Origin of the sequence: Spiribacter sp. SSL99 (genome assembly GCF_009805925.1) — a bacterium.
GTDB lineage: Bacteria > Pseudomonadota > Gammaproteobacteria > Nitrococcales > Nitrococcaceae > Spiribacter > Spiribacter roseus.
Genome location: NZ_MAOM01000018.1, coordinates 44,127 through 67,114, shown reverse-complemented (window position 1 = coordinate 67,114; position 22,988 = coordinate 44,127). Strand labels below are relative to the sequence as shown.

General features: G+C 68.0%; 23 protein-coding genes and 1 other RNA gene. 3 read left to right on the top strand and 21 right to left on the bottom strand.

From position 1 onward, the window contains the following. Window positions 1-2: 2 nt before the first annotated feature. The 16 genes from BA899_RS06925 to rsmI all read right to left on the bottom strand — a co-directional run bounded on the left by BA899_RS06925 (window position 3) and on the right by rsmI (window position 16,346). Window positions 3-713: a cell division protein FtsQ/DivIB gene (locus BA899_RS06925; RefSeq protein ID WP_159300160.1), complete on the bottom strand. Its 711-nt coding sequence runs from the start codon at window positions 711-713 to the stop codon at window positions 3-5. Further along, window positions 710-1,651: a D-alanine--D-alanine ligase gene (locus BA899_RS06920; protein WP_159300159.1), complete on the bottom strand. Its 942-nt coding sequence runs from the start codon at window positions 1,649-1,651 to the stop codon at window positions 710-712. The genes BA899_RS06925 and BA899_RS06920 overlap by 4 nt, the downstream gene beginning before the upstream one ends. After that, entirely contained in the window at window positions 1,641-2,537 is an 897-nt protein-coding gene (gene murB / locus BA899_RS06915) for a UDP-N-acetylmuramate dehydrogenase (protein WP_159300158.1), read from the bottom strand. Before murB ends, BA899_RS06920 begins: the two co-directional genes overlap by 11 nt. Continuing rightward, a complete protein-coding gene (gene murC, locus BA899_RS06910) occupies window positions 2,534-3,964 on the bottom strand; it encodes a UDP-N-acetylmuramate--L-alanine ligase (protein WP_110882948.1) in 1,431 nt (476 codons plus the stop codon). The genes murB and murC overlap by 4 nt, the downstream gene beginning before the upstream one ends. Continuing rightward, window positions 3,961-5,034, bottom strand: coding sequence for an undecaprenyldiphospho-muramoylpentapeptide beta-N-acetylglucosaminyltransferase (gene murG, locus BA899_RS06905; RefSeq protein ID WP_159300157.1), 1,074 nt, complete (start codon window positions 5,032-5,034; stop codon window positions 3,961-3,963). Before murG ends, murC begins: the two co-directional genes overlap by 4 nt. After that, the gene (gene ftsW, locus BA899_RS06900; protein WP_159300156.1) at window positions 5,031-6,230 is read right to left on the bottom strand and encodes a putative lipid II flippase FtsW; all 1,200 of its coding nucleotides are present in this window, start codon (window positions 6,228-6,230) and stop codon (window positions 5,031-5,033) included. Before ftsW ends, murG begins: the two co-directional genes overlap by 4 nt. Further along, window positions 6,223-7,566 carry a UDP-N-acetylmuramoyl-L-alanine--D-glutamate ligase gene (gene murD, locus BA899_RS06895; protein ID WP_235013318.1) on the bottom strand — a complete coding sequence of 448 codons (1,344 nt, stop codon included), beginning with the start codon at window positions 7,564-7,566 and terminating at the stop codon, window positions 6,223-6,225. Before murD ends, ftsW begins: the two co-directional genes overlap by 8 nt. A gap of 14 nt (window positions 7,567-7,580) precedes the next feature. Continuing rightward, window positions 7,581-8,663, bottom strand: coding sequence for a phospho-N-acetylmuramoyl-pentapeptide-transferase (mraY, locus tag BA899_RS06890; RefSeq protein WP_159300155.1), 1,083 nt, complete (start codon window positions 8,661-8,663; stop codon window positions 7,581-7,583). Then, the gene (gene murF, locus BA899_RS06885; protein WP_144348036.1) at window positions 8,654-10,015 is read right to left on the bottom strand and encodes a UDP-N-acetylmuramoyl-tripeptide--D-alanyl-D-alanine ligase; all 1,362 of its coding nucleotides are present in this window, start codon (window positions 10,013-10,015) and stop codon (window positions 8,654-8,656) included. Before murF ends, mraY begins: the two co-directional genes overlap by 10 nt. Continuing rightward, entirely contained in the window at window positions 10,015-11,508 is a 1,494-nt protein-coding gene (locus tag BA899_RS06880; protein WP_159300154.1) for a UDP-N-acetylmuramoyl-L-alanyl-D-glutamate--2,6-diaminopimelate ligase, read from the bottom strand. The genes murF and BA899_RS06880 overlap by 1 nt, the downstream gene beginning before the upstream one ends. Continuing rightward, entirely contained in the window at window positions 11,505-13,229 is a 1,725-nt protein-coding gene (locus BA899_RS06875; protein WP_159300153.1) for a penicillin-binding protein 2, read from the bottom strand. The genes BA899_RS06880 and BA899_RS06875 overlap by 4 nt, the downstream gene beginning before the upstream one ends. Further along, a complete protein-coding gene (gene ftsL, locus BA899_RS06870; RefSeq protein WP_144348033.1) occupies window positions 13,226-13,516 on the bottom strand; it encodes a cell division protein FtsL in 291 nt (96 codons plus the stop codon). The genes BA899_RS06875 and ftsL overlap by 4 nt, the downstream gene beginning before the upstream one ends. Continuing rightward, complete coding sequence (rsmH, locus tag BA899_RS06865; protein WP_370456327.1) at window positions 13,513-14,454, bottom strand: 16S rRNA (cytosine(1402)-N(4))-methyltransferase RsmH; 942 nt, start codon at window positions 14,452-14,454, stop codon at window positions 13,513-13,515. Before rsmH ends, ftsL begins: the two co-directional genes overlap by 4 nt. 9 nt (window positions 14,455-14,463) lie before the next feature. Beyond that, window positions 14,464-14,916, bottom strand: coding sequence for a division/cell wall cluster transcriptional repressor MraZ (mraZ, locus tag BA899_RS06860; protein WP_110882941.1), 453 nt, complete (start codon window positions 14,914-14,916; stop codon window positions 14,464-14,466). Between the two features lie 208 nt (window positions 14,917-15,124). Beyond that, an RNA gene (gene rnpB / locus BA899_RS06855) (RNase P RNA component class A) lies at window positions 15,125-15,479 on the bottom strand. Window positions 15,480-15,506: 27 nt separating this feature from the next. After that, on the bottom strand, window positions 15,507-16,346 hold the full coding sequence (gene rsmI / locus BA899_RS06850; protein WP_235013317.1) for a 16S rRNA (cytidine(1402)-2'-O)-methyltransferase: 840 nt from the start codon (window positions 16,344-16,346) through the stop codon (window positions 15,507-15,509). 82 nt (window positions 16,347-16,428) lie between these two features. Between rsmI and BA899_RS06845 the strand changes: the two genes are divergently transcribed. From BA899_RS06845 to BA899_RS06835, 3 genes are read left to right on the top strand one after another with little or no spacing between them, the layout of a single operon-like run. Continuing rightward, the gene (locus BA899_RS06845) at window positions 16,429-18,339 is read left to right on the top strand and encodes a penicillin-binding protein activator (RefSeq protein ID WP_159300152.1); all 1,911 of its coding nucleotides are present in this window, start codon (window positions 16,429-16,431) and stop codon (window positions 18,337-18,339) included. Continuing rightward, complete coding sequence (locus tag BA899_RS06840; RefSeq protein ID WP_148122376.1) at window positions 18,336-18,695, top strand: YraN family protein; 360 nt, start codon at window positions 18,336-18,338, stop codon at window positions 18,693-18,695. The genes BA899_RS06845 and BA899_RS06840 overlap by 4 nt, the downstream gene beginning before the upstream one ends. A gap of 27 nt (window positions 18,696-18,722) precedes the next feature. After that, window positions 18,723-19,310: a phosphoheptose isomerase gene (locus BA899_RS06835; protein ID WP_144348029.1), complete on the top strand. Its 588-nt coding sequence runs from the start codon at window positions 18,723-18,725 to the stop codon at window positions 19,308-19,310. Window positions 19,311-19,336: 26 nt separating this feature from the next. On the opposite strand, the gene BA899_RS06830 is transcribed toward BA899_RS06835, so the two are convergent. The 5 genes from BA899_RS06830 to petA are packed head-to-tail and all read right to left on the bottom strand — an operon-like array spanning window position 19,337 to window position 22,971. Then, complete coding sequence (locus BA899_RS06830; RefSeq protein WP_144348028.1) at window positions 19,337-19,744, bottom strand: ClpXP protease specificity-enhancing factor; 408 nt, start codon at window positions 19,742-19,744, stop codon at window positions 19,337-19,339. After that, window positions 19,741-20,367 (bottom strand): glutathione S-transferase N-terminal domain-containing protein, encoded by a 627-nt coding sequence (locus tag BA899_RS06825; RefSeq protein ID WP_370456332.1) that lies wholly within the window; start codon window positions 20,365-20,367, stop codon window positions 19,741-19,743. The genes BA899_RS06830 and BA899_RS06825 overlap by 4 nt, the downstream gene beginning before the upstream one ends. Before the next feature lie 29 nt (window positions 20,368-20,396). Further along, window positions 20,397-21,128, bottom strand: coding sequence for a cytochrome c1 (locus BA899_RS06820; protein ID WP_159300151.1), 732 nt, complete (start codon window positions 21,126-21,128; stop codon window positions 20,397-20,399). Beyond that, a complete protein-coding gene (locus BA899_RS06815; RefSeq protein ID WP_110882934.1) occupies window positions 21,128-22,381 on the bottom strand; it encodes a cytochrome bc complex cytochrome b subunit in 1,254 nt (417 codons plus the stop codon). The genes BA899_RS06820 and BA899_RS06815 overlap by 1 nt, the downstream gene beginning before the upstream one ends. Continuing rightward, window positions 22,381-22,971, bottom strand: coding sequence for a ubiquinol-cytochrome c reductase iron-sulfur subunit (gene petA, locus BA899_RS06810; RefSeq protein ID WP_110882933.1), 591 nt, complete (start codon window positions 22,969-22,971; stop codon window positions 22,381-22,383). Before petA ends, BA899_RS06815 begins: the two co-directional genes overlap by 1 nt. Between the last annotated feature and the right edge of the window lie 17 nt (window positions 22,972-22,988).

Here is a 22,988-nt window from a genome sequence, read left to right as displayed (position 1 = left end):
ACTCATTCCTCGTCCTGCCACCGCAGGGCAAATCCATCGGGGTAGCGCAGATCGGCCACCGCCGGCTGTCGTTGATCGGTCTCGGGCAACTGCTGCCAGGCGGCGACAAAGCGCGCCAGGCGGGCGTCGACCGAGTCGCGGCCCAAACGCACGACCGCGCCACCGTCGAGTGTCAGCGTCCATGCCCGACGCTCGTTCAGCGTCAGCGCCACGGCCTTCAGAGAGACTGGCTCGAGCCGGGCCTGCAGCGCCCGATAACGGGCGAGCACCCGCTCGGCACTGCCCGGCGGACCGGCCAGGGCCGGTAGCGCCAGATCCGGCAGCGGGCTGGGCCGGAACAGGTCGGCATCGGTGTTCATCAGCGCGCCCTCCCCCCAGATCGCCACTGCCTGATGCGCATCGATGGTGACCCGCAGGGCATCCGGCCAGACCCGCCGGACCGTCGCCGTGGCCACCCACGGCCGCGACTCGACCGCCTCGCGGATCGCCGTCACGTCGGCGGTCAGCAACCCGCCCTGCAGCGATCCACTCAGCGCCGCGCGCAGCTCCGAGGCCTGCAGGCGCGCCAGCTCGCCGTCGAAGCCGATCCGCTCGAGGGGCAGCAACGGCCCCACCCAGCCCCGGTCGAGGGCATGCAGGGCGCCGGCGCCGAGTGCCGTCAGGCATCCCAGCAACAGCAACAGCGCCGCGCGTTGGCTCACAAAACCGCTCACTGTCCGTCACCATGCCTCCAGCTCGTCAGCAGAATCCGCGCCACCAGCTCGTGCATCCCGATCCCGGCGGATGCGGCCGCAGCGGGCACCAGCGAGTGATCGGTCATGCCCGGGATGGTGTTCACCTCGAGCAGCCACAGACCGCCCTGCGAATCCGCCATGACATCCACACGCCCCCAGCCGCAGGCGCCGATCGCGGCAAAAGCGCGACGCGCCAGCTGCGCCATCCGGGCCTCGGCCGCCACGTCCAGACCGCAGGGCAGGACCATCCGCGTGGACTCGGACTGGTACTTGGCGCGGTAGTCATAAAACGGTTCATCCACCTCGATGCGAATGGCGGGCAGGTCGCGGTCCGCCAGCAGCGCAAGCGTGTATTCGGGGCCGTCGATGCAGCGCTCGACCAGCGCCGCCCCACCAAACGCCCGCGCCTGCTCGGCCGCCGCGGCCAGGTCGGCGCCGCGATCCACCCGGGCCGTGCCCATGCTTGACCCCTCACGCAGCGGCTTGACGAAAAGCGGCAGCCCCAGCGCCTCGACCACCGCCTGCGGGTCGTCGCCATCCCGCAGCACACGGAAGGCCGGCGTGGGCAGGTCCATCGCCTGCCAGATGCATTTACTGCGCAGCTTGTCCATGCCCAGGGCCGAGGCCAGCACGCCACTGCCGGTATAGGGGATGCCCATGGCCTCCAGCGCACCCTGCATCACGCCGTCCTCGCCGCCCGGCCCGTGCAGGGCGATGAACGCGCGGTCATAGTCCGCAAGGGCCGCCACCGGGCGCTCGGCGGGGTCAAAGGCCGTGGCCTCGACTCCCATCGCCTGCAGCGCCGCCAGGCACTCGCCGCCGCTGGCCAGTGAGATTTCGCGCTCCGCCGAGTGGCCGCCCATCAGCACCGCCACCCGGCCGGGATCATGCCCCTGGAGGTGTGCATCAAGCGTCATGGGACAACGCCTCCCCGATGATGCGGACCTCGGTCTCCAGGGTGATGCCGTAAACGGCCTGCACGGTGGCCCGGATCCGGTCGATGAGCGCCTCGATATCGGCCGCGCAGGCCTCACCGTCGTGGACGATGAAGTTGGCGTGTTTCTCGGACACCCGGGCGCCACCCTGGCGGGCGCCCTTGAGCCCGGCCGCCTCGATCAGCCGCGCCGCATGATCACCGGGCGGGTTCCGGAACACCGACCCACCACTGGCAATGCCGGTGGGCTGCTTCTCGGCCCGCTCGGCGAGCAGGTCCTTGACCCGGGCCTTGAGTGCAGCCGGATCACCGCCCGGCTGAAAACGGAAGGTCGCGGCAGTAAACCACTCACCCTCCATTCCGCGTACCTCGCGATACCCCACGGCGAAGTCGGCGGGATCACGCTCGCGGAGCGTGCCGTGACGATCGACGGTTTCCACCGACTCCACCTGCGACCAGGTATCACCGCCCCAGGCACCGGCATTCATCGCCAGTGCGCCGCCGGTCGTACCCGGGATGCCGGCAAAGAACGCCGCCCCGACATAACCCCGTCGGCCGCATTCCCGCGCCAGCTTCGCGCAGGGGACACCGGCATCGACCCGCATCCGCCCGTCGCCCTGATCCTGCAGCGAGGACAGTCCCCGGTGCAGGCGGATCACGGTCCCCTGCAGGCCGCCGTCGCGGATCAACAGATTGCTGCCCAGACCCAGCCAGTGGAACGGCTCGACGGCCTGGTCGCTGGCCAGAAAGCGGGCCAGGTCACGGCTGTCCACGGGTTCATAGACCCGCGCCGCGGGGCCACCGACGCGCCAGGTCGTGTGGCGCGCCATGGGAACGGATTGACGCAGCTGGCCGTGAGCCATCGTCATGACCGTGCCTCCCCGGCCAGCAGCCGCGGCAGCGCCGTGCCAATGCTGCCGGCACCAAGGGTGATCACCACATCGTCGGGCCGCAGCATGGCCGGCAGGATCGAGATCAGCTCATCGAGGTCGCCGACGAACACCGGATCCACCTGACCGCGCAGCCGGATGGCGCGGCACAGACTGCGGGCGTCGGCGCCGGGCAGTGGGGCTTCACCGGCGCCGTAGACCTCGGTGACTAGCAGCAGATCGGCCTCGCCCAGGACCCGCGCGAAGTCGTCAAACAGATCGCGGGTGCGGGTGAATCGATGGGGTTGGAAAATCACCACCAGCCGCTGTCCCGGCCAGTTACTGCGCAGCGCCTCGGTGACCGCCTCGATCTCGCGGGGATGATGCGCATAGTCGTCCATGAGCAGGCTGCTGCCGCCGGCGACGGGCAGCCGCCCGAGCTGCTGGAAGCGCCGGCCGATGCCGGCGAACGCCCCGAGGGCCTGCTGAATCGCGGTATCGGCAACATTCAGCGCCCGGGCCACGGCAATCGCTCCCAGCGCATTGAGCACATTGTGGCGGCCGGGCAGATTGAGGGTGACCGGCATCGGCTCGAATCCCTCGGCCCGCACCGTGAAATGACTGCGGCCGGCGTCGGCAACGACATCGGTGGCCCGGACGTCGGCGCTGGCGGAAAACCCGTAGGTTCGCACCGGCCGCGCCAGTTCGCCGGCCAGTGAGCGCAGCTCGGCATCATCGTCGCAGAGCACGGCCAGCCCGTAGAACGGCAGGTGGTGGAGAAACTCGATGAACGTCGCGCGCAGCCGATCGAAATCACCGCCATAGGTCTCCAGATGGTCGGCATCGATATTGGTGACCACCGCGAGCATCGGGTTGAGATAGAGGAACGAGGCGTCGCTTTCATCCGCCTCGGCAACCAGATAACGGCCGGTGCCAAGGCGTGCATGACTGGCGGCGCTGTTCAGCCGGCCGCCGATCACGAAGGTCGGATCCAGATCCGCCTCACCGAGGATGCTCGCCACCAGGCTGGTGGTGGTGGTCTTGCCATGGGTGCCCGCCACCGCAATACCAAACCGGAAGCGCATCAGCTCGGCGAGCATCTCGGCGCGTGGGACCACGGGCACCCGCGCGGCCCGGGCGGCGATCACCTCGGGATTGTCTTCGGTGACGGCGCTGGAGATGACCACCGCATCGGCGTCACGCACCTGCTCGGCCCGATGCCCGATGGCGATGCCCGCACCCAGACCGCGGAGATGCTCGATCACGGCATTCTCACGCAGATCCGAACCGCTGACCGTGTAGCCCAGGTTGAGCAGGACTTCGGCGATGCCGCCCATGCCGGCTCCGCCGACGCCCACAAAATGCAGACGCTGGACCGGGCCCATGGCGCCGGGGCCACCCGGGGTCTGGGGCTGCAGGCTGGTCATGCGCTCACCTCCAGGCAGATATCGGCGACCTGCTCGGCCGCCCGCGGGCGTCCGACGTGCCGGGCGTTGGCAGCCATCCGGGCCCGCGTCGCCGGCTCGGTCAGCAGCGGCCGCAGCACCGCCGCCAGGCCCTCCGCCGAGAGCGCATCGTCGGCGATCATCCGCGCCGCATCGGCCTCCACCAGAAACCGGGCGTTGGCGCTTTGATGATCGTCCACGGCGTAGGGATACGGCACCAGGATCGCGGCGCGTCCCACCGCCGCCAGTTCCGAGACGGTCAGCGCGCCGGCCCGGCAGATCACCACATCGGCGGCGTGATAGGCGCCCGCCATATCATCGATGAAGGCACGGACATCCGCCTCAATGGCCGCCTCGCGATAGCCGGACCGGGCCGTCTCCAGACTCCGCTCGCCAGCCTGGTGCAGCACCGTCGGCCGCTCCGCCACAGGCAGCCGGGCGAGCGCTTCGGGTACCACCCGGTTGAGGGTGCGCGCCCCGAGACTGCCGCCGATCACCAGCAGCCGCGGATGGGGCGCCGCCGGCGCCGGGTCCGTCTCGGCCAGTGCGGTAATGGCACCGCGCACCGGATTGCCGGTAAAGGTCGTCGCCCGATCACCGGGGAACGTCGCGTCCAGCCCGGTCAGCACGCGGGTGGCCCGCCGCGAGAGCAGCCGATTGGTCAGCCCGGCAATCGCATTCTGCTCGTGAATGATCAGCGGGATCTTCCGGAGCCAGGTGGCGATGCCTCCCGGCCCCGCCACGTAGCCACCCATTCCCAGGACCGCCCGTGGCCGATGCCGACGCAGTACCGCAAGCGTTTCAAAAACCGCCCGCGCCACCATCCAAGGCGCCTTGAGCCATCCGGCCCAGCCATTACCGCGCAGGCCCCGCACAGTCACTGTCTCGAGGGGGATGTCGGCCTGGGGAACCACGCGGGCCTCGAGGCCAAGCGGCGTTCCCAACCAGATCACCGGCACCGACTGCCGGGCGAGGACCTCGGCCACGGCCAGCGCCGGGAAGACATGCCCGCCGGTGCCACCGGCGATGATCAGGATCGGTCGCGGGGTCATGCCGCCCTCCGCCGCGGCCGCTGACTGGCCGCCCGGCCGGCTTGCCGGCACTCGAGATCGGCCCGCATCAGCAGCCCCAGTGCCAGCGCGGTCACGATCAGACTGCTACCGCCGTAGCTCATCAACGGCAGGGTCAGGCCCTTGGTGGGCAGAAGTCCCAGATTGACGCCCATGTTCACGAACGCCTGCAGCCCGAATGCAATGGCCACCCCGTAGGCCAGCAGGCCACCGAACAGCCGCCCGCTGCGCAGACTGGCCGCCCCGATGCCGCAGCCGCGCCACACGATGAAGCTGTACAGGCCGATGGTGACCGCCATGCCGACCACGCCGAGCTCTTCGGCCATCACGGCAAAGACGAAGTCGGTATGCGCCTCGGGCAGATAGAAAAGCTTCTGGACGCTGTTGCCGAGACCAACCCCCAGCCACTCGCCACGGCCGACGGCAATCAGCGACTGGGTGAGCTGAAAGCCACTGGCGAACGGATCCGCCCAGGGGTCGGTGAACGCCGTGAAGCGCTCCAGGCGATAGGGTTCGGCAATGATCAGCGCGGCTCCCGCCAACACCGCGACAGTGCCCAACACCACAAAGATCAGTAGCGGCACGCCGGCGATGAACAGCACACCACCCACCGTGGCCGCGAGCACCGCGAGGGCGCCGAAGTCGGGTTGCGCCAGCAGGAGCGCGCCCACCGCCGCCATCACCAGCGCAACCGGCAGCATCGGCGCCGCGGAGGCCCGGACCCGCTCCCCATGACGCGCCAGAAGGGCGGCGAAATAGATGAGCACGAACAGTCGGATGAATTCCGAGACCTGAAAATTGACCGGTCCCAGCGGGATCCAGCGGGTGGCGCCATTGACCTCGCGCCCGACCCCCGGAATGAGCACGGCGATCAGCAGCGCGAACGACAGGACCAGCAGCGGCGCGGACACGGCGGCCACGAAGGTCAGGGGAATGCGCAGACAGACCGCGAAGGCCAGCATCCCAAGCCCCAGAAACGCCGCCTGACGCCGCAGGAAATGCGTGGCCGACTCGCTGGATGCCTCGCCAATCGCCACCGAGGCCGACGCCATCATCACCAGTCCCAGCGCCGCCAGTACCAGGATCGCCACCAGCAGCGGGCGGTCGAATTCGCCAGCGGCCGGAAGCCGGCCTGCGAAGGGCGCGGTCAGTACGGACAGTGACAGGCGCTCAGTCATGGGGTAGCGCCTCCACCCAACGGCGGAAGTGATCGCCGCGTGCACGGTAGTCGGTGAACTGATCCAGACTGGCACAGGCGGGCGACAGCAGGATCACATCCCCGCGCCGGGATACCCGCCGTGCGACCTCCAGGGCTGCGTCCAGATCGGCCGCCGTGGTCACGTCCACATGGCCGGCAAGGGCGTCGGCGAGCGCTGCCGCATCGCGGCCGAACAGCACCGCCGCGCGGCCGGTCTCCGCCAGCGCCGCCCCCAGGGCGGCGAACGACTGGCCTTTGCCGTCACCGCCGGCGATCAACACCAGCGGCCCTTCCAGCCCACGGATCGCCGCAATCGCGGAACCCACATTGGTGGCCTTGGAGTCGTTCACCCACTGGCGGCCCTCCCGCCAGCCGAGCGACTCGGTGCGATGCGGCAGTGACCGGAATGCAGTCAGGGCAGTCACCATCGCGTCGCGGTCAAGACCGGCGGCCTCGCCGATGGCAAGCGCCGCCAGCGCATTCAGTGCATTGTGGTGCCCCGGCAGGGCGAGGGCGTCGCGCGGCATCACCGGCGTCTCGCCGGCCATCAGCCAGGCGTCGCCGTGGTGCCAGCCGATTCGCCAGGCCGATGCCGGCGGCGCAGCCTCGCCGAACCGGTGGACGGCGGCGGCATCGCCCGCCATGCTCCTTACCCATGGGTCGTCAGCATTGAGGACCGCGTGTCCGGCATGGCGGAAGATCCGCGCCTTGGCTGCGGCGTAGGCCGCCATGTCATCGTAGCGGTCAAGGTGATCAGGGCTCAGATTGAGGACGGCCGCCACCTGCGGCTGCAGCGATACGGTGGTCTCGAGCTGGAAACTCGACAGCTCGAGCACGAACAATTCGGCGCGCGGCTGGCTCGCCAGCAGCGAAAGCGCCGCCGGGCCAAGGTTGCCACCGGCGGCGACATCGATTCCGGCCTGCTCGGCCATCGCCGCGACCATACGGGTGACGGTGGTCTTGCCGTTGGAGCCGGTGATCGCGATCAGCGGGGCGTTCACCGCCCGGGCAAACAGCTCGATCTCGCCGATGATCGACTGCCCGCGCCGCTGCGCCGCCCGCAGTGCGGGATGGCGGGGATCGACCCCGGGGCTGAGGACGATTTCATCGGCGTCAGCCAGCAGCCGCTCATCCAGATCGCCGGTGATGACCGGAACATCCGGATGCTGCGCCCGCAGGGCAGCGCCCCGGGGCGGGTCCACGCGGGTATCCATGACCGCGACGCGATGGCCCGCATCGGCCAGATGACAGGCCGCCGCATGGCCGGACTCGCCCAGACCGACCACCATCTGATCCCATTCGATGCGGGTGTGCATGTGCGCCTCTCCAGTCATCGCAGCTTCAACGTGGCCAGACCGATGAGCACCAGCACCACCGAGACAATCCAGAACCGCACGATGACCCGCGGCTCCGGCCAACCCTTGAGCTCGAAGTGGTGATGAAGCGGCGCCATGCGAAAGATGCGACGCCCGGTGCGCTTGAACCAGAGCACCTGGATCATCACCGATACCGTCTCGGCGACGAACACGCCCCCCATGATGAACAGCACGACCTCCTGACGGACCACCATGGCGATCATGCCCAGGGCGGCACCCATCGCCAGCGACCCGACATCGCCCATGAACACCTGCGCCGGATAGGTGTTGAACCACAGAAAGGCCAGCCCCGCGCCCACCAGCGCGCCGACGAAAACCGTCAGCTCGCCCGCCCCGGCGACGTAGGGGATCGCCAGATAATCGGCGAAATTCACATTGCCGCTGGCGTAGGCGAAGATCCCCAGGGCACCGCCGACGAGGACCGTTGGCATGATGGCAAGGCCATCGAGCCCGTCGGTGAGATTGACCGCATTCGAGGCGCCCACCACCACCAGCCATGTCAGCGGAATCAGCAGGATGCCCAGCGGGATCGCCACATCCTTGAGAAAGGGCAGGATCAGCGTGGTCTGGACGGGTGAGGTGGCCATCGCGAACAGGGCCGCGCCGGCAATCAGCGCGGCAATGCTCTGCAGCAGCAGTTTGGAGCGGGCCCGCAGCCCTTCGCTGCTGCCGCGGGTGAGTTTCAGCCAGTCGTCGGTACCGCCGATCGCCCCGAAGGTCAGCGTCGTGAGCAGCACGAGCCAGACATAGCGATTGGTCAGATCCCCCCACAGGAGCGTGGCCACACCAATGCCCACCAGCATGAGGGCGCCCCCCATGGTGGGTGTGCCGGCCTTGGAATAATGACTGACCGGCCCATCGGTGCGGACATACTGGCCGACCTGATGACGCTCCAGCCGACCGATCAGCCAGGGCCCCACCAGCAGACCGATGCCCAGCGCCGTCAGCGTGCCGAGGATGGCCCGGAAGGTCAGATACTGAAAAACATTGAACGCGCTGTAGAACGCCTCCAGCTGTTCGGCAAGCATCAGGAGCATGCGCGTCCCTCCCCTGACCCGCCGGCCGCCAGTGCGGCGACCACTTCATCCATCGCCGCCGAGCGCGACCCCTTGACCAGCACGTTGATCCCGGGCCGGGCGGCGGTCTTGACCGCCTCCACCAGTTCAGCGCGGGTCGCAAACCCGGCACCGCCGGCACCGAAGCCCTCGGCCGCATGGGCCGCGAGCGGACCGGTGGCGAATAAGCGCTCGACCCCCAGCTCGCGGGCCTGCTCGCCGGCGCGGCGATGCAGCGCCGGGCCTGCATCGCCCAACTCCGCCATATCGCCCAGGACCAGCCAGAGCGGTGTCCCGGTCGCGGTCAGTGTCTCGAGTGCCGCCGTCAGGGAGGCCGGGTTGGCGTTGTAGCTGTCATCCACCAGCGTCATCGAGGCGAGGCCGTCGCGATACTGAAGTCGTCCCGCGACGGGGGCCACGGCCATGAGCCCGTCGGCGATGGCCTCGAGGCTGGCCCCGGCGGCACGCGCCGCGGCGGCGGCCGCCAGCGCATTGGCCCGGTTATGACGCCCGGGCAGGGCCACCGCCGCGGTGATGGCGGCATCCTCGAAACGGATCTCGAGCCGGCCGTCAGCCCGCTCCACCCCTGTGACGTCGGCGGCATGGCCGTCGAGGCTGAAGCGCTTTATATGGCAATGCGCCGCCTTTTGCTCCCAGACCGCGGCGTAGGGGTCGTCGGCATTGACGATGGCATAACCCTTGGCCGGCAGTTCCTCGAACAGCTCGCCCTTGCAGTCGGCCACGGCGGCCACACTGCCGAAACCCTCCAGGTGGGCCGGACCGGCATGTGTCACCACACCGACCCATGGACGCGCCCAGCTTGCCAGCAGCGCGATATCGCCGGGTTTGCCGCAGCCCATCTCGACGATGGCGAAGTCATCATCCGGATCGATGCCACAGAGCGTCAGCGGCACGCCCAGCTCATTGTTCAGGTTGCCTTCAGTGGCCCGCGTGGTACCGCAGCGCCCGAGGATGGCGGCGAGCATTTCCTTGACCGTGGTCTTGCCATTGCTGCCGGTCACACCCACCACCCGGGCACGGCTCGCCGACCGGGCGCGGCAGGCCAGCTCGATGAGCACCCGCTGCGGGTTGTCCACCCGCCACTGCGGCAGCGCCGCGTCGGTGTAGTGATCGACCAGCGCGGCCGCGGCACCGGCCCGGGCCGCGGCATCGATGCATTCGTGTCCGTCGATCCGCTCGCCACGCAGGGCAATGAACAGATCCCCGGGGCTGACGCGGCGTGAATCGATGGCGACCCCTGTGACGGTCACCTCACCGCCCCGCGATTCGCCGCCGAACTCAGTCACCAGGGACAGCAACCGCACCGCTTCCATCAGCCCGCCCTCCGCGACAGCACGCTGGCCGCACAGTCACGATCACTGAAGGCGTGGGCCGTGGCGCCGATCTGCTGCTCGGTCTCGTGGCCCTTGCCGGCGATCAGCACGGCATCGCCGGGACCGGCCATCTCGATGGCGGCGGTGATCGCGCTTGCGCGATCCTCGATGACCCGGCAGTCACCGTGGCCCGCGCAGCCGGCACGGACGGCCTCGAGAATCGCCGCCGGCGACTCGGAACGGGGGTTGTCGCTGGTCAGAATGATGCCATCAGCGCGCTGGCCGGCAGCCGCTCCCATCAGGGGCCGCTTGCCGGTGTCACGATCGCCACCGCAGCCAAAGACCACCCATAGCCGGCCGCGGACATGGGGTCGCAGGGCATCGAGCGCCGCCGCGAGGGCCCCGGCGGTGTGCGCATAGTCGACAATCACCACCGGACCGCCCTCCACGGTGAATCGCTCCATGCGACCCGGTACCGGCTGCAGCCGGCCCAACGCGCCCAGCGCCGCCGGCACATTGCCGGGCTCGATCAATGCGCCCAGCGCCGCGAGGGCGTTGAGGGCATTGAAATCGCCGATCAGCGGCAGCTGAGCGGTATGCTGCCGATCGGCATGATCGATGCCCAGCTCGAGCCCTTCGGCCCGACGCTCGAGCCGCGACAGGCACAGATCAGCGGCACCCGTCCGGCCGTAGACAACCGGGGTCGCGTCCGATAGCGGATGCGCGGCCAGATCCGCGCCCACGGCATCCTCCCCATTGAGGACCTGACGGCGCAGGCCGGGCCACGCGAACAGACGGCGCTTGGCGGCGCCATAGGCCGCCGCCGAGCCGTGGTAGTCAAGATGATCGCGCCCCACATGGGTCAGCACTGCGGTGGCAAACGTCACGCCATCCACTCGGTGTTGCGCCAGGGCATGCGAGGAGACTTCCATCGCCACGCAGCAAATGCCGTCGTCCCGCAGCGACGCCAGGCGCGCCTGAATACTGACCGGATCGGCGGTGGTCTGTGTCGAGGCGCGGAGCTGCCCCGGGCGCCCCCAGCCCACGGTCCCCATCACCGCCGCCGGTCCCTGCAGATCTTCGGCCATCTGGGCGATGTAGTGGGAGACCGAGGTCTTGCCATCGGTGCCCGTGACCGCGATCACCGTCATCGCCCGCGATGGCTCATCGTAGAATCGACCGGCGATGGCGCTAGCCAGCGCGCCGACGCCGGCCCGGGCGATGGCCACGGCGCCGGCGGCGTCGCAGCGCGCGGCGATGGCGGAGTGGTCCTGCCCGGCCGCGGGTTCATAGAGCACCACGCCCGCCCCGGCCGCGAGGGCCTGATCGAGATAGTCCAGGCCATGGGCCCGGTTACCGGCCAGCGCCAGAAACAGGCCACCCGGGGCAAGCTGCCGGGCATCTAGCGCGATACCGGTCACGCCAACGCCCTTCAACCGGGCATCCACCAGCCAGGGGGCAAGCAGCGCTTCGGCGGACCAGACCCGGCTCATGGCGACTCTCCGCCGGCCACGGTCAGACCCGGCTGGTCGAAGGCTGCATCGGGCATCACGTTATACAACCGCAGCGCGTCACCCATCACCGCCGCAAACACCGGCCCGGCCACAGGGCCCGCGTAGTAGGCGTCACCGCGGGGCTCATCGATTGTCACCACGGCCACAAAACGCGGGTCACTGGCCGGTGCCATGCCCGCAAAGGTCGAGATGTAACGGTCCTCCGCATACCCGCCGGACACGGCCTTGCGGCTGGTGCCGGTCTTGCCGGCGACCTGATAGCCGGGAATGGCCGCCTGTGTCGCCGTGCCTCCGGACTCGGTCACAGCGGTCAGCATTTCGCGGAGCTGGGCGGCGCGCCGGGCGCTCATCACCCGCTCGGGGTCCGGCCGGCGCCCGTCCGCGATCAGCGCGGGCGTGGGCAGTTCCCCACCGGAGGCGATGGCCGAGTAGGCCCTTGCCAGCTGCAGATTGCTCACCGACAGGCCGTAACCAAAGGCGAGGGTCGCCCGCTCGATGGGGCGCTCCGAGGGCATGGAAGAAAGCCTGCCAGCGCTATCGCCAGGCAGCCCCACGCCACTGGGCTCGCCAATGCCGAGGCTGTTGAGTGTCTGCCAGACCTGCCCCGACTCGAGGGACAGCGCCATCTGCGCGGCACCGACATTGCTCGACTTGCGCAGCACGCCGGCGACCGTGAGCTCGCCGAAATTGCGGACATCACGCACCTGATGGCCACCCACCCGCATGACACCCGGCGCCGTCTCGACGACGGTCTCGGGGGTATAGCGACCCGTGCGCAGCGCCGCCAGTACCGTAAACGGCTTCACCACCGAGCCGGGTTCGTAGGTGTCGGTGACAGCGCGGTTGCGGTAACGCCCACCGGTCATCTCCGAGCGGCGATTGGGATTGAACGAAGGCTGATTGGCCATCGCCAGGATGTCGCCATTGTCCGCGTCCATCAGCACGATGGAGCCACTGGCGGCCTGATGCCGCTCGACGGCGGCCTTGAGCTCGCGGTAGGCGACGTACTGCAGGCGTTTGTCGAGGGTCAGTGTCAGGTCATGCCCGGGATCAGGCTCGCGCAGTCGCTCGACATCCTCGATATTGCGCCCGTGGCGGTCGCGCAGAACACGCTTGGCGCCCGGCTCGCCGGACAACCAGTCGTCGTAGGCGAGTTCGACGCTCTCCTGGCCGTGATCATCGATGTTGGTGAAGCCGAGCACATGGCCACTGACCTCGCCGGTGGGATAGAACCGGCGGTATTCACGCTGCAGGGCGACGCCGGGGACATCCAGTGCGCTCACCCGGGCGGCGAGGTCCGGGCTGACATGGCGCTCGAGGTAGAAAAACGCCCGTTCGCGGCGCTCGTTCAGGTCCGAACGCAGCCTGGCCGGATCGGTGTCGAGCAGGCGGGCCAGCGCGGCCAGATCCTGCTGCGAAGCCTCTTGTGTGGTCACGCGCGGATCCGCCCAGACCGAGTCCACCGGTGCGCTGATGGCCAGCGGCTGGCCCTGCCGGTCGCGGATCGTGCCGCGATGCGCGGGCAGGGATTCCACCCGCAGATGACGCTGGTCCCCCTGTCCCTGCAGGAACGGCCCATCGATCAGCTGCAGCGATACGGCCCGCGCCATCAACACCACCGGCAGCGCCAGCAGCAAGACCAGCACCAGCACACGACGCCACGCCGGCGGTGCCACGGAGCGGGCCTTGCGCCGGTTCATTGTCGCTCGCCCCCGGATTCCAGCCGGATCAGCGTCGTGTTCTGTGGATCGATCGCCTTGAGACCGATGGACTCACGGGCAATGCGCTCGACCCGGGACTGCATGGCAAGGGCACCCTGCTCGAGCTGCAGCTGCCGCCATGCGGTGTTGAGCTGATCACGGTTGTCGCGCAGTGACTCGAGGGTGACGAAAAGACTGCGGGTTTCGTGGCGCACCTCCACCACCGCAACCGCCGAGCCCACCGCCAGCACGCCCAGTAGCAGCAATGTCAGGATCGGGCGTTTCATGGCAACCGCTCCGCGATGCGCAGGGTGGCGCTGCGTGCGCGTGGGTTGCGCTGCACCTCGGCTTCGGCGGGCCGGTGGGCGCGCCCGACGCGGCGCAGCCCCGGGCGCTTTTCCGCGGGCACGACACCGGCCCCGGGCGGCAGATCGCCGACCTGGCTGTTGCGCGTCATGAAACGCTTGACGCGACGGTCCTCGAGGGAATGAAAACTGATCACCACCAGGCGGCCGCCGGGCTCAAGCAACTCGCAGATGTCATCGAGCAGCCGGCTCAGCGATTCCAGCTCGCCATTGAGGTGGATACGGATCGCCTGAAAGCTGCGTGTCGCCGGATGGCGACCCGGTTCGGGCCGCGGCACCGCCTCGGTGATCAGCCGAGCCAGTCCCGTGGTGGTCTGCGGCAGCGCGGCGGCGTCCCGCGCCGCCACAATCGCCGCCGCGATGCGACGGGCGTAGCGCTCTTCGCCGTACTCCCTGAGCACACGCACCAGCGTGCCGGCGTCGACCCGCTCGAGCCACTCGGCTGCCGTTTCGCCCCCGCCGTTGTCCATGCGCATGTCGAGCGGTCCCTCGCGCATGAAGCTGAAGCCACGCTGGGGCTGATCAAGCTGGGGAGAGGACACGCCCAGATCCAGGAGGATCCCGGAGACCCGGCCCGCCAGACCGGCGGCGCGAAGCTCTATGCCCAATTCGGCGAAGTTGGCCTGCAGGATCCGGCAGCGTGGGTCATGACCGTGGCGTTCGTGTGCCTGCGCGACGGCTTCGGGATCACGATCCACCAGCCACAGACGGGCCCCTTCGCCCAGCGCCTCGAGAAGCGCCCCGGCATGGCCGCCGCGTCCGTAGGTGGCGTCCACATACACACCGTCGATGCGCGGAGCGAGGGCGGCCACCGCCTCTTCGCGCATGACGGCCGCATGCTCCCGTGGCGAGTTCACCACTCACCCCCCTTAGAGCGATAACGATTGCAGGTCATCGGGCAGCTCCTCGGCATCGGTTCCTTCCGCCAGCCATTCATCCCGGCGCGTCGTCCAGCTGTCCTCGTCCCAGAGCTCGAACTTGTTGCCCTGACCGATCAGCACGGTGCGCTTGTCGAGTCCGGCGAAGCTCCGCAACGGACCCGGCAGCAGTATCCGGCCGTTACCGTCCAGCGGACATTCGGTGGCATGACCGATCAGCAGCCGCTGCAGACGTCGGGCCGTGGGGTTGAGGCTGGGCAGCCGGACCAGCTTCTGCTCGATGTCCTCCCACTCCGGCAGGGGGTAGATCAACAGGCAGTGGTCGCGGTCGACGGTGACCACCAGGTTCCCGTCGCAAAGGCTCGACAGCCGCTCGCGATAGCGGCTGGGAAAGGCTATGCGCCCCTTTGCGTCAAGATTGATCTGGGTGACACCGCGAAACAATTTATTCCCCTTAATCGACCCGTGGCTGCCATTCTTCACCACTTTTTCCCACTTATGACCACACTGTAGACAGCCGGGCATGCCCCGTCAAGCCGACGCAGAAGGGATTTTCCCCGTCCTGACAGAGACTTACGAAAACAGGCCGATTAGTGGGGGGTTTTCTCGATTCGCGGACCGGTGAATCGCGCAGGGGCGGGGGATCAAAAAGAGTGGAAGCCGGCCTGTAAGCCGGGTTCTGTCGAGGGCAATCATTCCTCTGGGATGCGTGTCGCCACGCACCTCAAGCGACCTACCCGGGAGCTCGCACGGGCCGTGCTTGCACTCCCCTATTCGGTCTTGCTCCGGGTGGGGTTTACCGTGCCACGCGATGTTGCCATGCGTGCGGTGCGCTCTTACCGCACCTTTTCACCCTTGCCTGTGCCGTGCGGACACGGCCATCGGCGGTCTGATCTCTGCGGCACTTTCCGTCGGCTCTCGCCGCCCAGGCGTTACCTGGCACCCTGCCCTATGGAGCCCGGACTTTCCTCGACGCCCTGGGGCGCCGCGACTGCCCGGCCGACTTCCGTGGGTAGTCTATCATCCCGGCCGCATCAGCCGCGGGGATTCGAGTCCTGCTCGAGCACCTGCTGGTAGAGCTGATTGACCGACGCGCCGGTCAGTCTCGCCAGCACCCGCGCCGTCGACTTCGCCCCAAGCCCCTCGTGGCGTAGCAGACGCACCAGCTCATCCGTCGCGGGCAGACCCGGCGCGGGGGCGACGGCCGGCTCTGGCGCCGGCCCGACCACCAGCACGAACTCGCCCCGACACTGATCGCTGTCGCCCGCAACCCATGCGCGCAGACCGGCCAGCGCGTCGACACGGGTCGTTTCGAAGCGTTTGGTCAGCTCACGGCAGATCGCTGCCTCGCGCTCGGCGCCGAAGGCATGCTCCATCGCCTCGAGCGTGCCGGGCAGACGCCGCCCGGCTTCTAGAAACACCTGCGTGCAGGCCGTATCCGCAAGGGCCTGCAGCCGACGCTGGCGTGGGCCCGCCCGCGACGGCAGAAAGCCCTCGTAGCTGAACCGGTCCGTGGGCAGCCCGGCGATGGACAGCGCCGCGATCACGCTGGACGGCCCGGGCACGGTCAGCACCGGGTAGCCGGCCTGATGGACGGCCCGCACCAGCCGATAGCCCGGATCGCTGATCAGCGGGGTGCCGGCATCACTGATCAGCGCGACCGACTCGCCATCGGCAAGCCAGTTGGTCAGCCGCTCCACCCGGGCGCTTTCATTGTGCTCATGAAGACTGATCAGCGAACCCTGAAGCCCCAGGCGCTGCAGCAGCTGACGACTGTGGCGGGTGTCCTCGGCGGCGATGTGATCAGCACTGCCAAGCACCTCACAGGCCCGGGGACTGATATCGCCCAGATTACCGATGGGTGTTGCGACCACATGGAGGGTCCCGGTGCGGTTTGACACGGTTTATCCCCGGACTCGATACTTTCGGACAGTTTGACAGTTTAACCGCCCGCCCATGCCACCGCGAGGCCTGCCTGTGCCCACCCCGCGACTGCCGCTCATTGCCCTGTTCACCGCGCTGGTGGTCGCCGGATGCTCGTCCCTCGACACCCGCGAGGCTACGGCCCCGCTGACATCGCTGGAACACCCGCGCATCGACGCGGCCGAGTCGGCCCTCGCCGTGAATGACCCCGCCAGCGCCGTCGCGCTGCTGCGCATGGCGGCGAGCGACTTCTCCGGGCCAACCGCCACCGGCCTGCGCCTGGAGGCGGCCCGCGTTGCACTGGCCATGGGCGACCCGGCCGCCGCCCAGCGACTGCTGAACGAGCGTGACGCCATCGCCAGCGCGGACAACGAGGCCATCACCATTCTCCTGCGCACCCGCCTTGACGAGACCCTCGGCGATCGCCAGATCATCGATCGACTCGAGAACCTGCCCGCCCCGCTTTCCGCACGCATGGTGCCGTACCGCCTTCAGGCACTGATCGACGCGAAGGCGGCCAGCGGGGACTGGATCGGGGCCATCAATGACTGGCGCACCCTGGATCGAAAGGCCCTGTCGCCGGCCCGACGCGGGCGTAGCGAGGCGCGCCTGTGGCAGGCGCTGCAGGCGGCGCCGATGGCAGCGCTGCGGCGCGCTGCGGATTCCGCTCGTCAGCCGGTCACGACGCAGTGGCTTGAGCTTGCCATCGGCGTGCGTCAACGCGCCCTGGACGCCGAAGCCACCCGGGCTTTTCTGGCCGATCATCGACGCTCAGCGGTGGACGCTGGCATCAGCCAGCGCCTGATCCGGCGGATCCTTGCCATGCAGCGCGCCGATCTGTCACCGCCACGCCGCGTCGCGGTACTGCTCCCCCTGAGCGGTGACTGGGCCGGCGCCGGGCGGCGGATTCGCGACGGTCTGCTCGCCGCCTATCACACCGACAGCGGCGACCAACCCGTACTGGCATTTTTCGATGTTGGCGCCGACGGCCTGAGCGTGACCGCCGCCTATCAGCAGGCACGCGCGGAGGGGGCGGGGCGCGTGATCGGTCCGCTGCGAAAATCCGCGCTGCGCGATCTGGTGGCCTCGACGGATCTGTCGGTTCCGGTCCTGGCCCTCAACCGCATTGACAGCGATCGCGGCGGGCCGCGCCTCCAGCAATTCGGGCTGGCGCCCGAGAACGACGCCAGGGCCACCGCCGCGCTGGCCAATCAGATGGGTCAGGAGCGAATGCTGGTCATCCGCCGCGACGACGACTGGGGAAGCCGGGTTGCCACGGCTTTTAAAACCGCACTGACCGAGGCGGACGCGGCCATCGTCGGCGAGCAGCGCTACCCTCCCGACCAGCAGGACCTGAGCTTTCCGATCAAGGCACTGTTGGGCATCGATGCCAGCGAAACCCGGCACGAACGCCTTGAGTCCATCACCGGCGAGCGCTTTGGCTTCGAGGCGCGCCGCCGCCAGGACATTGATGGCCTGTTCATGGCCGCCCGCGAGCGCGACGCCCGACTGGTGCTGCCGCAGTTGCGCTTCCACCGCGGCATCGGTCTGCCCATCTTCGGGGTTGGCACCAGCGTCCCGGGCGACCCCGACAGCAGCGCGCGGAGCGACCTCGACGGGCTGCTCTTTGCCCGCATGCCCTGGCTGCTGGATGACGCCCCAGTGCCCGCGGCCGACGCACTCCAGCAACAGCTGTCCCCCGCCGATCCGTCGGCGGCCCGCCTGCGACTGCAGTCACTGGGCATCGACAGTTATCGCCTGCTCTCCGGCCTCCCGGCACTGGCTCGGGACCCGGAACTGAGCATGCCGGGTGCCTCAGGACGGCTTTCGATCAATGAACGCCAGCAGATCCAGCGCGCATTGCTGCCCGTCCAGATGACCGAGGCCGGCATCCGACGACTGAATCGTGTCGACGGCGAGGCCGTCACGGACCGGGTGCCGTGACCACCCACGCGCACCAGACCGGCGCAGCCGCCGAGGCCCTGGCCCTGGAATACCTCGAGGCTGAGGGCCTGAAACTCAGGGCGCGCAATTTCCGGATTCGCCGCGGCGAGATCGATCTCATCATGGAGGACCACGGCGAGATCGTCTTTGTCGAGGTACGCGCCCGTCACCGAAGCGGATTTGGCGACGGCATCGACAGCATTACCGCGGCCAAACGCCGGCGGCTGATCGCCACCGCCAAGGCCTGGCTGCAGCGCCAGCGCAGTGAGCCACCGACGCGCTTTGACGTGATCGCGGTAACGCCTGACACCGGCCGCGTGGAATGGATCCGGGATGCATTCCACGCCGATGAATGACCCAACACCACCGAATAGAGGACACCCATGAGCGCCAGCGACCGGATCGCGCAACAATTTCACGCCAGCATCCAGACCAAGCAGACCGCGCTTGATCAGTTGCCCGCGTTCATCGAGCAGGCGGGTCACGTCATGGTCGACTGCCTGCAGCGCGAAGGGCGCATTCTCAGCTGCGGCAACGGCGGCTCAGCGGGGGACGCTCAGCACTTTTCCTCGGAGCTGCTCAACCGCTTCGAGATGGAGCGCCCGGGGCTGCCCGCCATTGCCCTGACCACTGACAGCTCGACGCTGACGTCCATCGCCAACGACTACGATTTCAACGAGGTTTTTGCCCGGCAGATCCGCGCGCTTGCGCTGCCCGGCGATGTGGTGCTGGCGATCAGCACCAGTGGCGGCAGCGACAACATCATCCGCGCGATTGACGCCGCCCACGATCGCGGTGCCCGAGTGGTGGTCCTGAGTGGTCGCGATGGCGGACCCATGGCGCTGAAGCTGGGCCCGGAAGACATCGAGATCCGTGTCCCGGCCGAGGTGACCGCCCGCATTCAGGAGGTCCATCTGCTGGTCATTCACTGTCTCTGTGATCTGATTGACCACCAGCTGTTTGGCGGCTGACCGCCCGCCCGGGCAAAAACAGGCCGCTACTTGATGACGCGCAGCCCGGGCTGCCCCCTGCCGCCCGGCGACGAATCGGAGGACGAGTCCCCGTCACTGCCATCCGGCGGTGGATCGTGCTCACCATCCTCGGGAGTGAACAGCATTCCACGTCCATTCTCCCGGGCGTAGATCGCCATGACTTCGGCGACCGGCACGCTGACCTGGCGTGGCTGGCCGCCAAATCGAGCGCTGAAGGCAATCAGTTCATTGCCCAGGTCAAGCCCGCGCACCGCCGCCGGGGCCACGTTGAGCACCAGCTGACCGGCGTCGGCAAATTCGAGTGGAGCCACCACGCCTTCGCCTTCGGCGTTGACCAGCAGATGGGGCGTCAGATCGTTGTCCGCGATCCACTCGTAGAGACCGCGGATCAGGTAGGGCCGACTCGGCGTCATGAGGCTTTGCGCATTCCCTTTTCCGTGTGCGTGAGACTGGCCACGAACGCATCGCGGCTGAACAGCCGATCCGCATAGGCGGCCACCGCCGAAGCGCCCTCCGGCAGTTCGACACCATAATGCCCAAGCCGCCAGAGCACCGGCGCCAGCACACAATCCATCATGGTGATGTCATCGCTGAGGAAGTACTGACGCCCGGTATCAAATACGTCCGCCCCTGCCAGCAGGCTCTCGGCAAGCTGACGGCGGATCGGCGGCCGCCGGCGCCGGTCGGCACGCTCGAGCTGATGCATGAGACCGTACCAGTCGCGCTCGATGCGCGAAATCACCAGTTTCGACTTGGCGCGCGAGACGGGATCGATGGGCATCAGCGGGGGGTGTGGGAAGCGCTCGTCGAGATACTCGCAGATCACCCGCGGGTCATAGAGCGCCAGATCACGATCGACCAGCGTCGGTGTTTCCGCGTAGGGGTTGAGCTGTGGCAGGTCCTCGGGGGGCGGCCCGTCGGGCAGCACCTCGACCACATCGGCGTCGATGCCTTTTTCCGCAAGGACGACCCGCACCCGGTGGCTGTCCACCGAGAGCGGGTCACTGTAGAGCCCGATGGACGGCCGCTGACTCAGCGGGACCGTCGACGCGCTTCGCTGACTCCTCAGTGGATGTCCCTCCAGTATTCGCGCTTGAGCAGATAGGCAAGGATGGTGAAGATCACCAGAAAGCCGATCACCCAGACGCCGATCTCCTGGCGCTTGGCCCGGACCGGCTCGGCCATGAAGGCCATGAAATTGGTGATGTCACGCGTCGCCCGGTGGTATTCCGACTCGGTCAGCGTGCCCTGCTGCCCCTCTGGCAGAACCACCTCAGCCACCTGCTGCTCGCCGTGGCTTTCCTCGTAGCGGGCCTCGGGCACCCCCTGCATCCGCCAGAGGACATGGGGCATCGAGGAGTTGGCAAGCAAGGTGTTGTTCCAGCCAATGCTGGCATCCGGATCCCGGTAAAAGCTGTTGAGATAGGTATAGACCCAGTCGGCTCCCCGTGCCCGGGCGGTCAGCGAGAGGTCCGGCGGCTCTGCGCCGAACCAGTCCGATGCATCGGCGCTGCGCATCGCGGCGTTGATGGTGTCGCCGGGCGTGTAGTCGCCATAGATCAGATTGGACTCGACCGTTTCCATGGACACGCCCAGTGCCTCGGGCAGGGCGTTCCAGCGGACATACTCGGCGGAATGGCAGCCCATGCAGTTGTTGGCGAATAGCTTCGCCCCGCGCTGTAGCGATGCCTCGTCGGAGACATCGACGCGGGCGTCCATCAGGTCACCGCCGCCGCCGGCGGACCATGCCGGCGCGGACAGGCAGGTAAGCAGGGCAATCAGGAGGAGTTTTCTCATCAGTCCGTCACCCGATCCGGTACCGGCTTGGTACGCTCGAACCCGAACGCCGTGTAGGCGAACAGGAAGATGAAAAAGCCGAAGTACACCGCGCTCCAGATCTGCGCCCACGTTGTCACCGTCAGCCCAAAGTACAGGTCCGAGGGTGCCTGCAGGCCGAGGTAGCTGAGGCAGACGAAAGCCACTGCAAACAGGCCCAGCGCAAGCTTGTGACCGAGCCCGCGGTAGCGCACCGAGCGTACCCGCCCGCGATCGATCCATGGCAGCAGGAACAGCAGGAAAATCGCCGAGCCCATCGCGATCACGCCCCCGAGCTTGTCGGGAATCGCCCGCAGGATCGAGTAGAACGCGGTGAAATACCACACCGGTGCGATGTGCGCCGGCGTCTGCATGGGGTCGGCCGGCTGGAAGTTCGGCGGCTCCAGGAACAGCCCACCCATTTCCGGGGCGAAGAAGACCACCGCCGAGAAGAAGATCAGGAAGACCCCAAGACCGAAGGTGTCTTTGACCGTGTAGTAGGGATGGAACGGGATGCCGTCTTTCGGCTTGCCGTCCGCACCCTTGTTCTTCTTGATGTCGACGCCGTCGGGGTTATTCGACCCGACCTCGTGGAGGGCGAGGATGTGGAACACCACCAGACCCACCAGAGCCAGCGGCAGCGCCACCACATGCAGGGCGAAGAACCGGTTCAGGGTAACGCCGGAGATGTTGTAGTCACCGCGGATCCACAGGGCCAGCTCCTCGCCCACCCCCGGAATGGCACCGAACAGAGAGATGATGACCTGCGCGCCCCAATACGACATCTGTCCCCAAGGCAGCAGATAGCCCATGAAGGCCTCGGCCATGAGCGCGACATAGATGATCATGCCGAACACCCAGATCAGCTCGCGGGGCTTCTGGTAGGAGCCATAGAGCAGTGCCCGGAACATATGCAGATAGACGACCACGAAAAACGCCGAGGCGCCGGTGGAGTGCATATAACGGATGAGCCACCCCCACTCGACATCCCGCATGATGTACTCCACCGACGAGAACGCCCCCTCGGCCGAGGGGTTGTAGTTCATCGTCAGCCAGATGCCGGTCAGCAGCTGATTGACCAGCACGAACAGCGACAGCGCGCCGAAGTAGTACCAGATGTTGAAATTCTTGGGGGCGTAGTACTCGCCGACATGCTCGTTCCACATGCGGCTGAGCGGGAAACGGGCGTCCACCCAGCCCAGCACGCCACCCTGCACCTTGGTCGTGTCACTCATCAGGCCGCCTCCTGGTCTTCCCCGACCACGATCACGCCATTGTCAGCGATCCGGTAGGGGGGGACTTCAAGATTGGTCGGCGCCGGCACCCCGGCGTAGACCCGTCCCGCGTTATCAAATTTGGAGCCGTGACAGGGGCAGAAGAACCCCCCCGGCCAGTTGGTATCAAGCGATCCCGGCTGGGGCATGAACGAAGGAATGCAACCCAGATGGGTACAGATCGGCACCACCACGAAGAATTCCGGCTCCACCGAGCGATACATGTTCTGCGCGTAGGCGGGCTGCTGGCTGGCGACGGCGGATTCCGGATCGCTCAGCACATCATCATGACCGGCCAGCGAGTCGATCGCCGTCTCGGAGCGACGGATCACCCAGACCGGCTGACCGCGCCAGGTCACGTTGACCTTCTGCCCGGGCTGCATGGTCGAGGCATCGACCTCCACCGGCGCCCCCGCGGCCCGTGTCCGGGCGCTGGGGTTCCAGTACGCGAGGAAGGGCACCGCGACGTAGGCCGCACCAATACCACCGACGACACCGACCGCACCGGTCAGGAACCGGCGACGGCTGTTGTTTGCTTTGTCCTCTGACATCTGGATCCTCTGGGTCA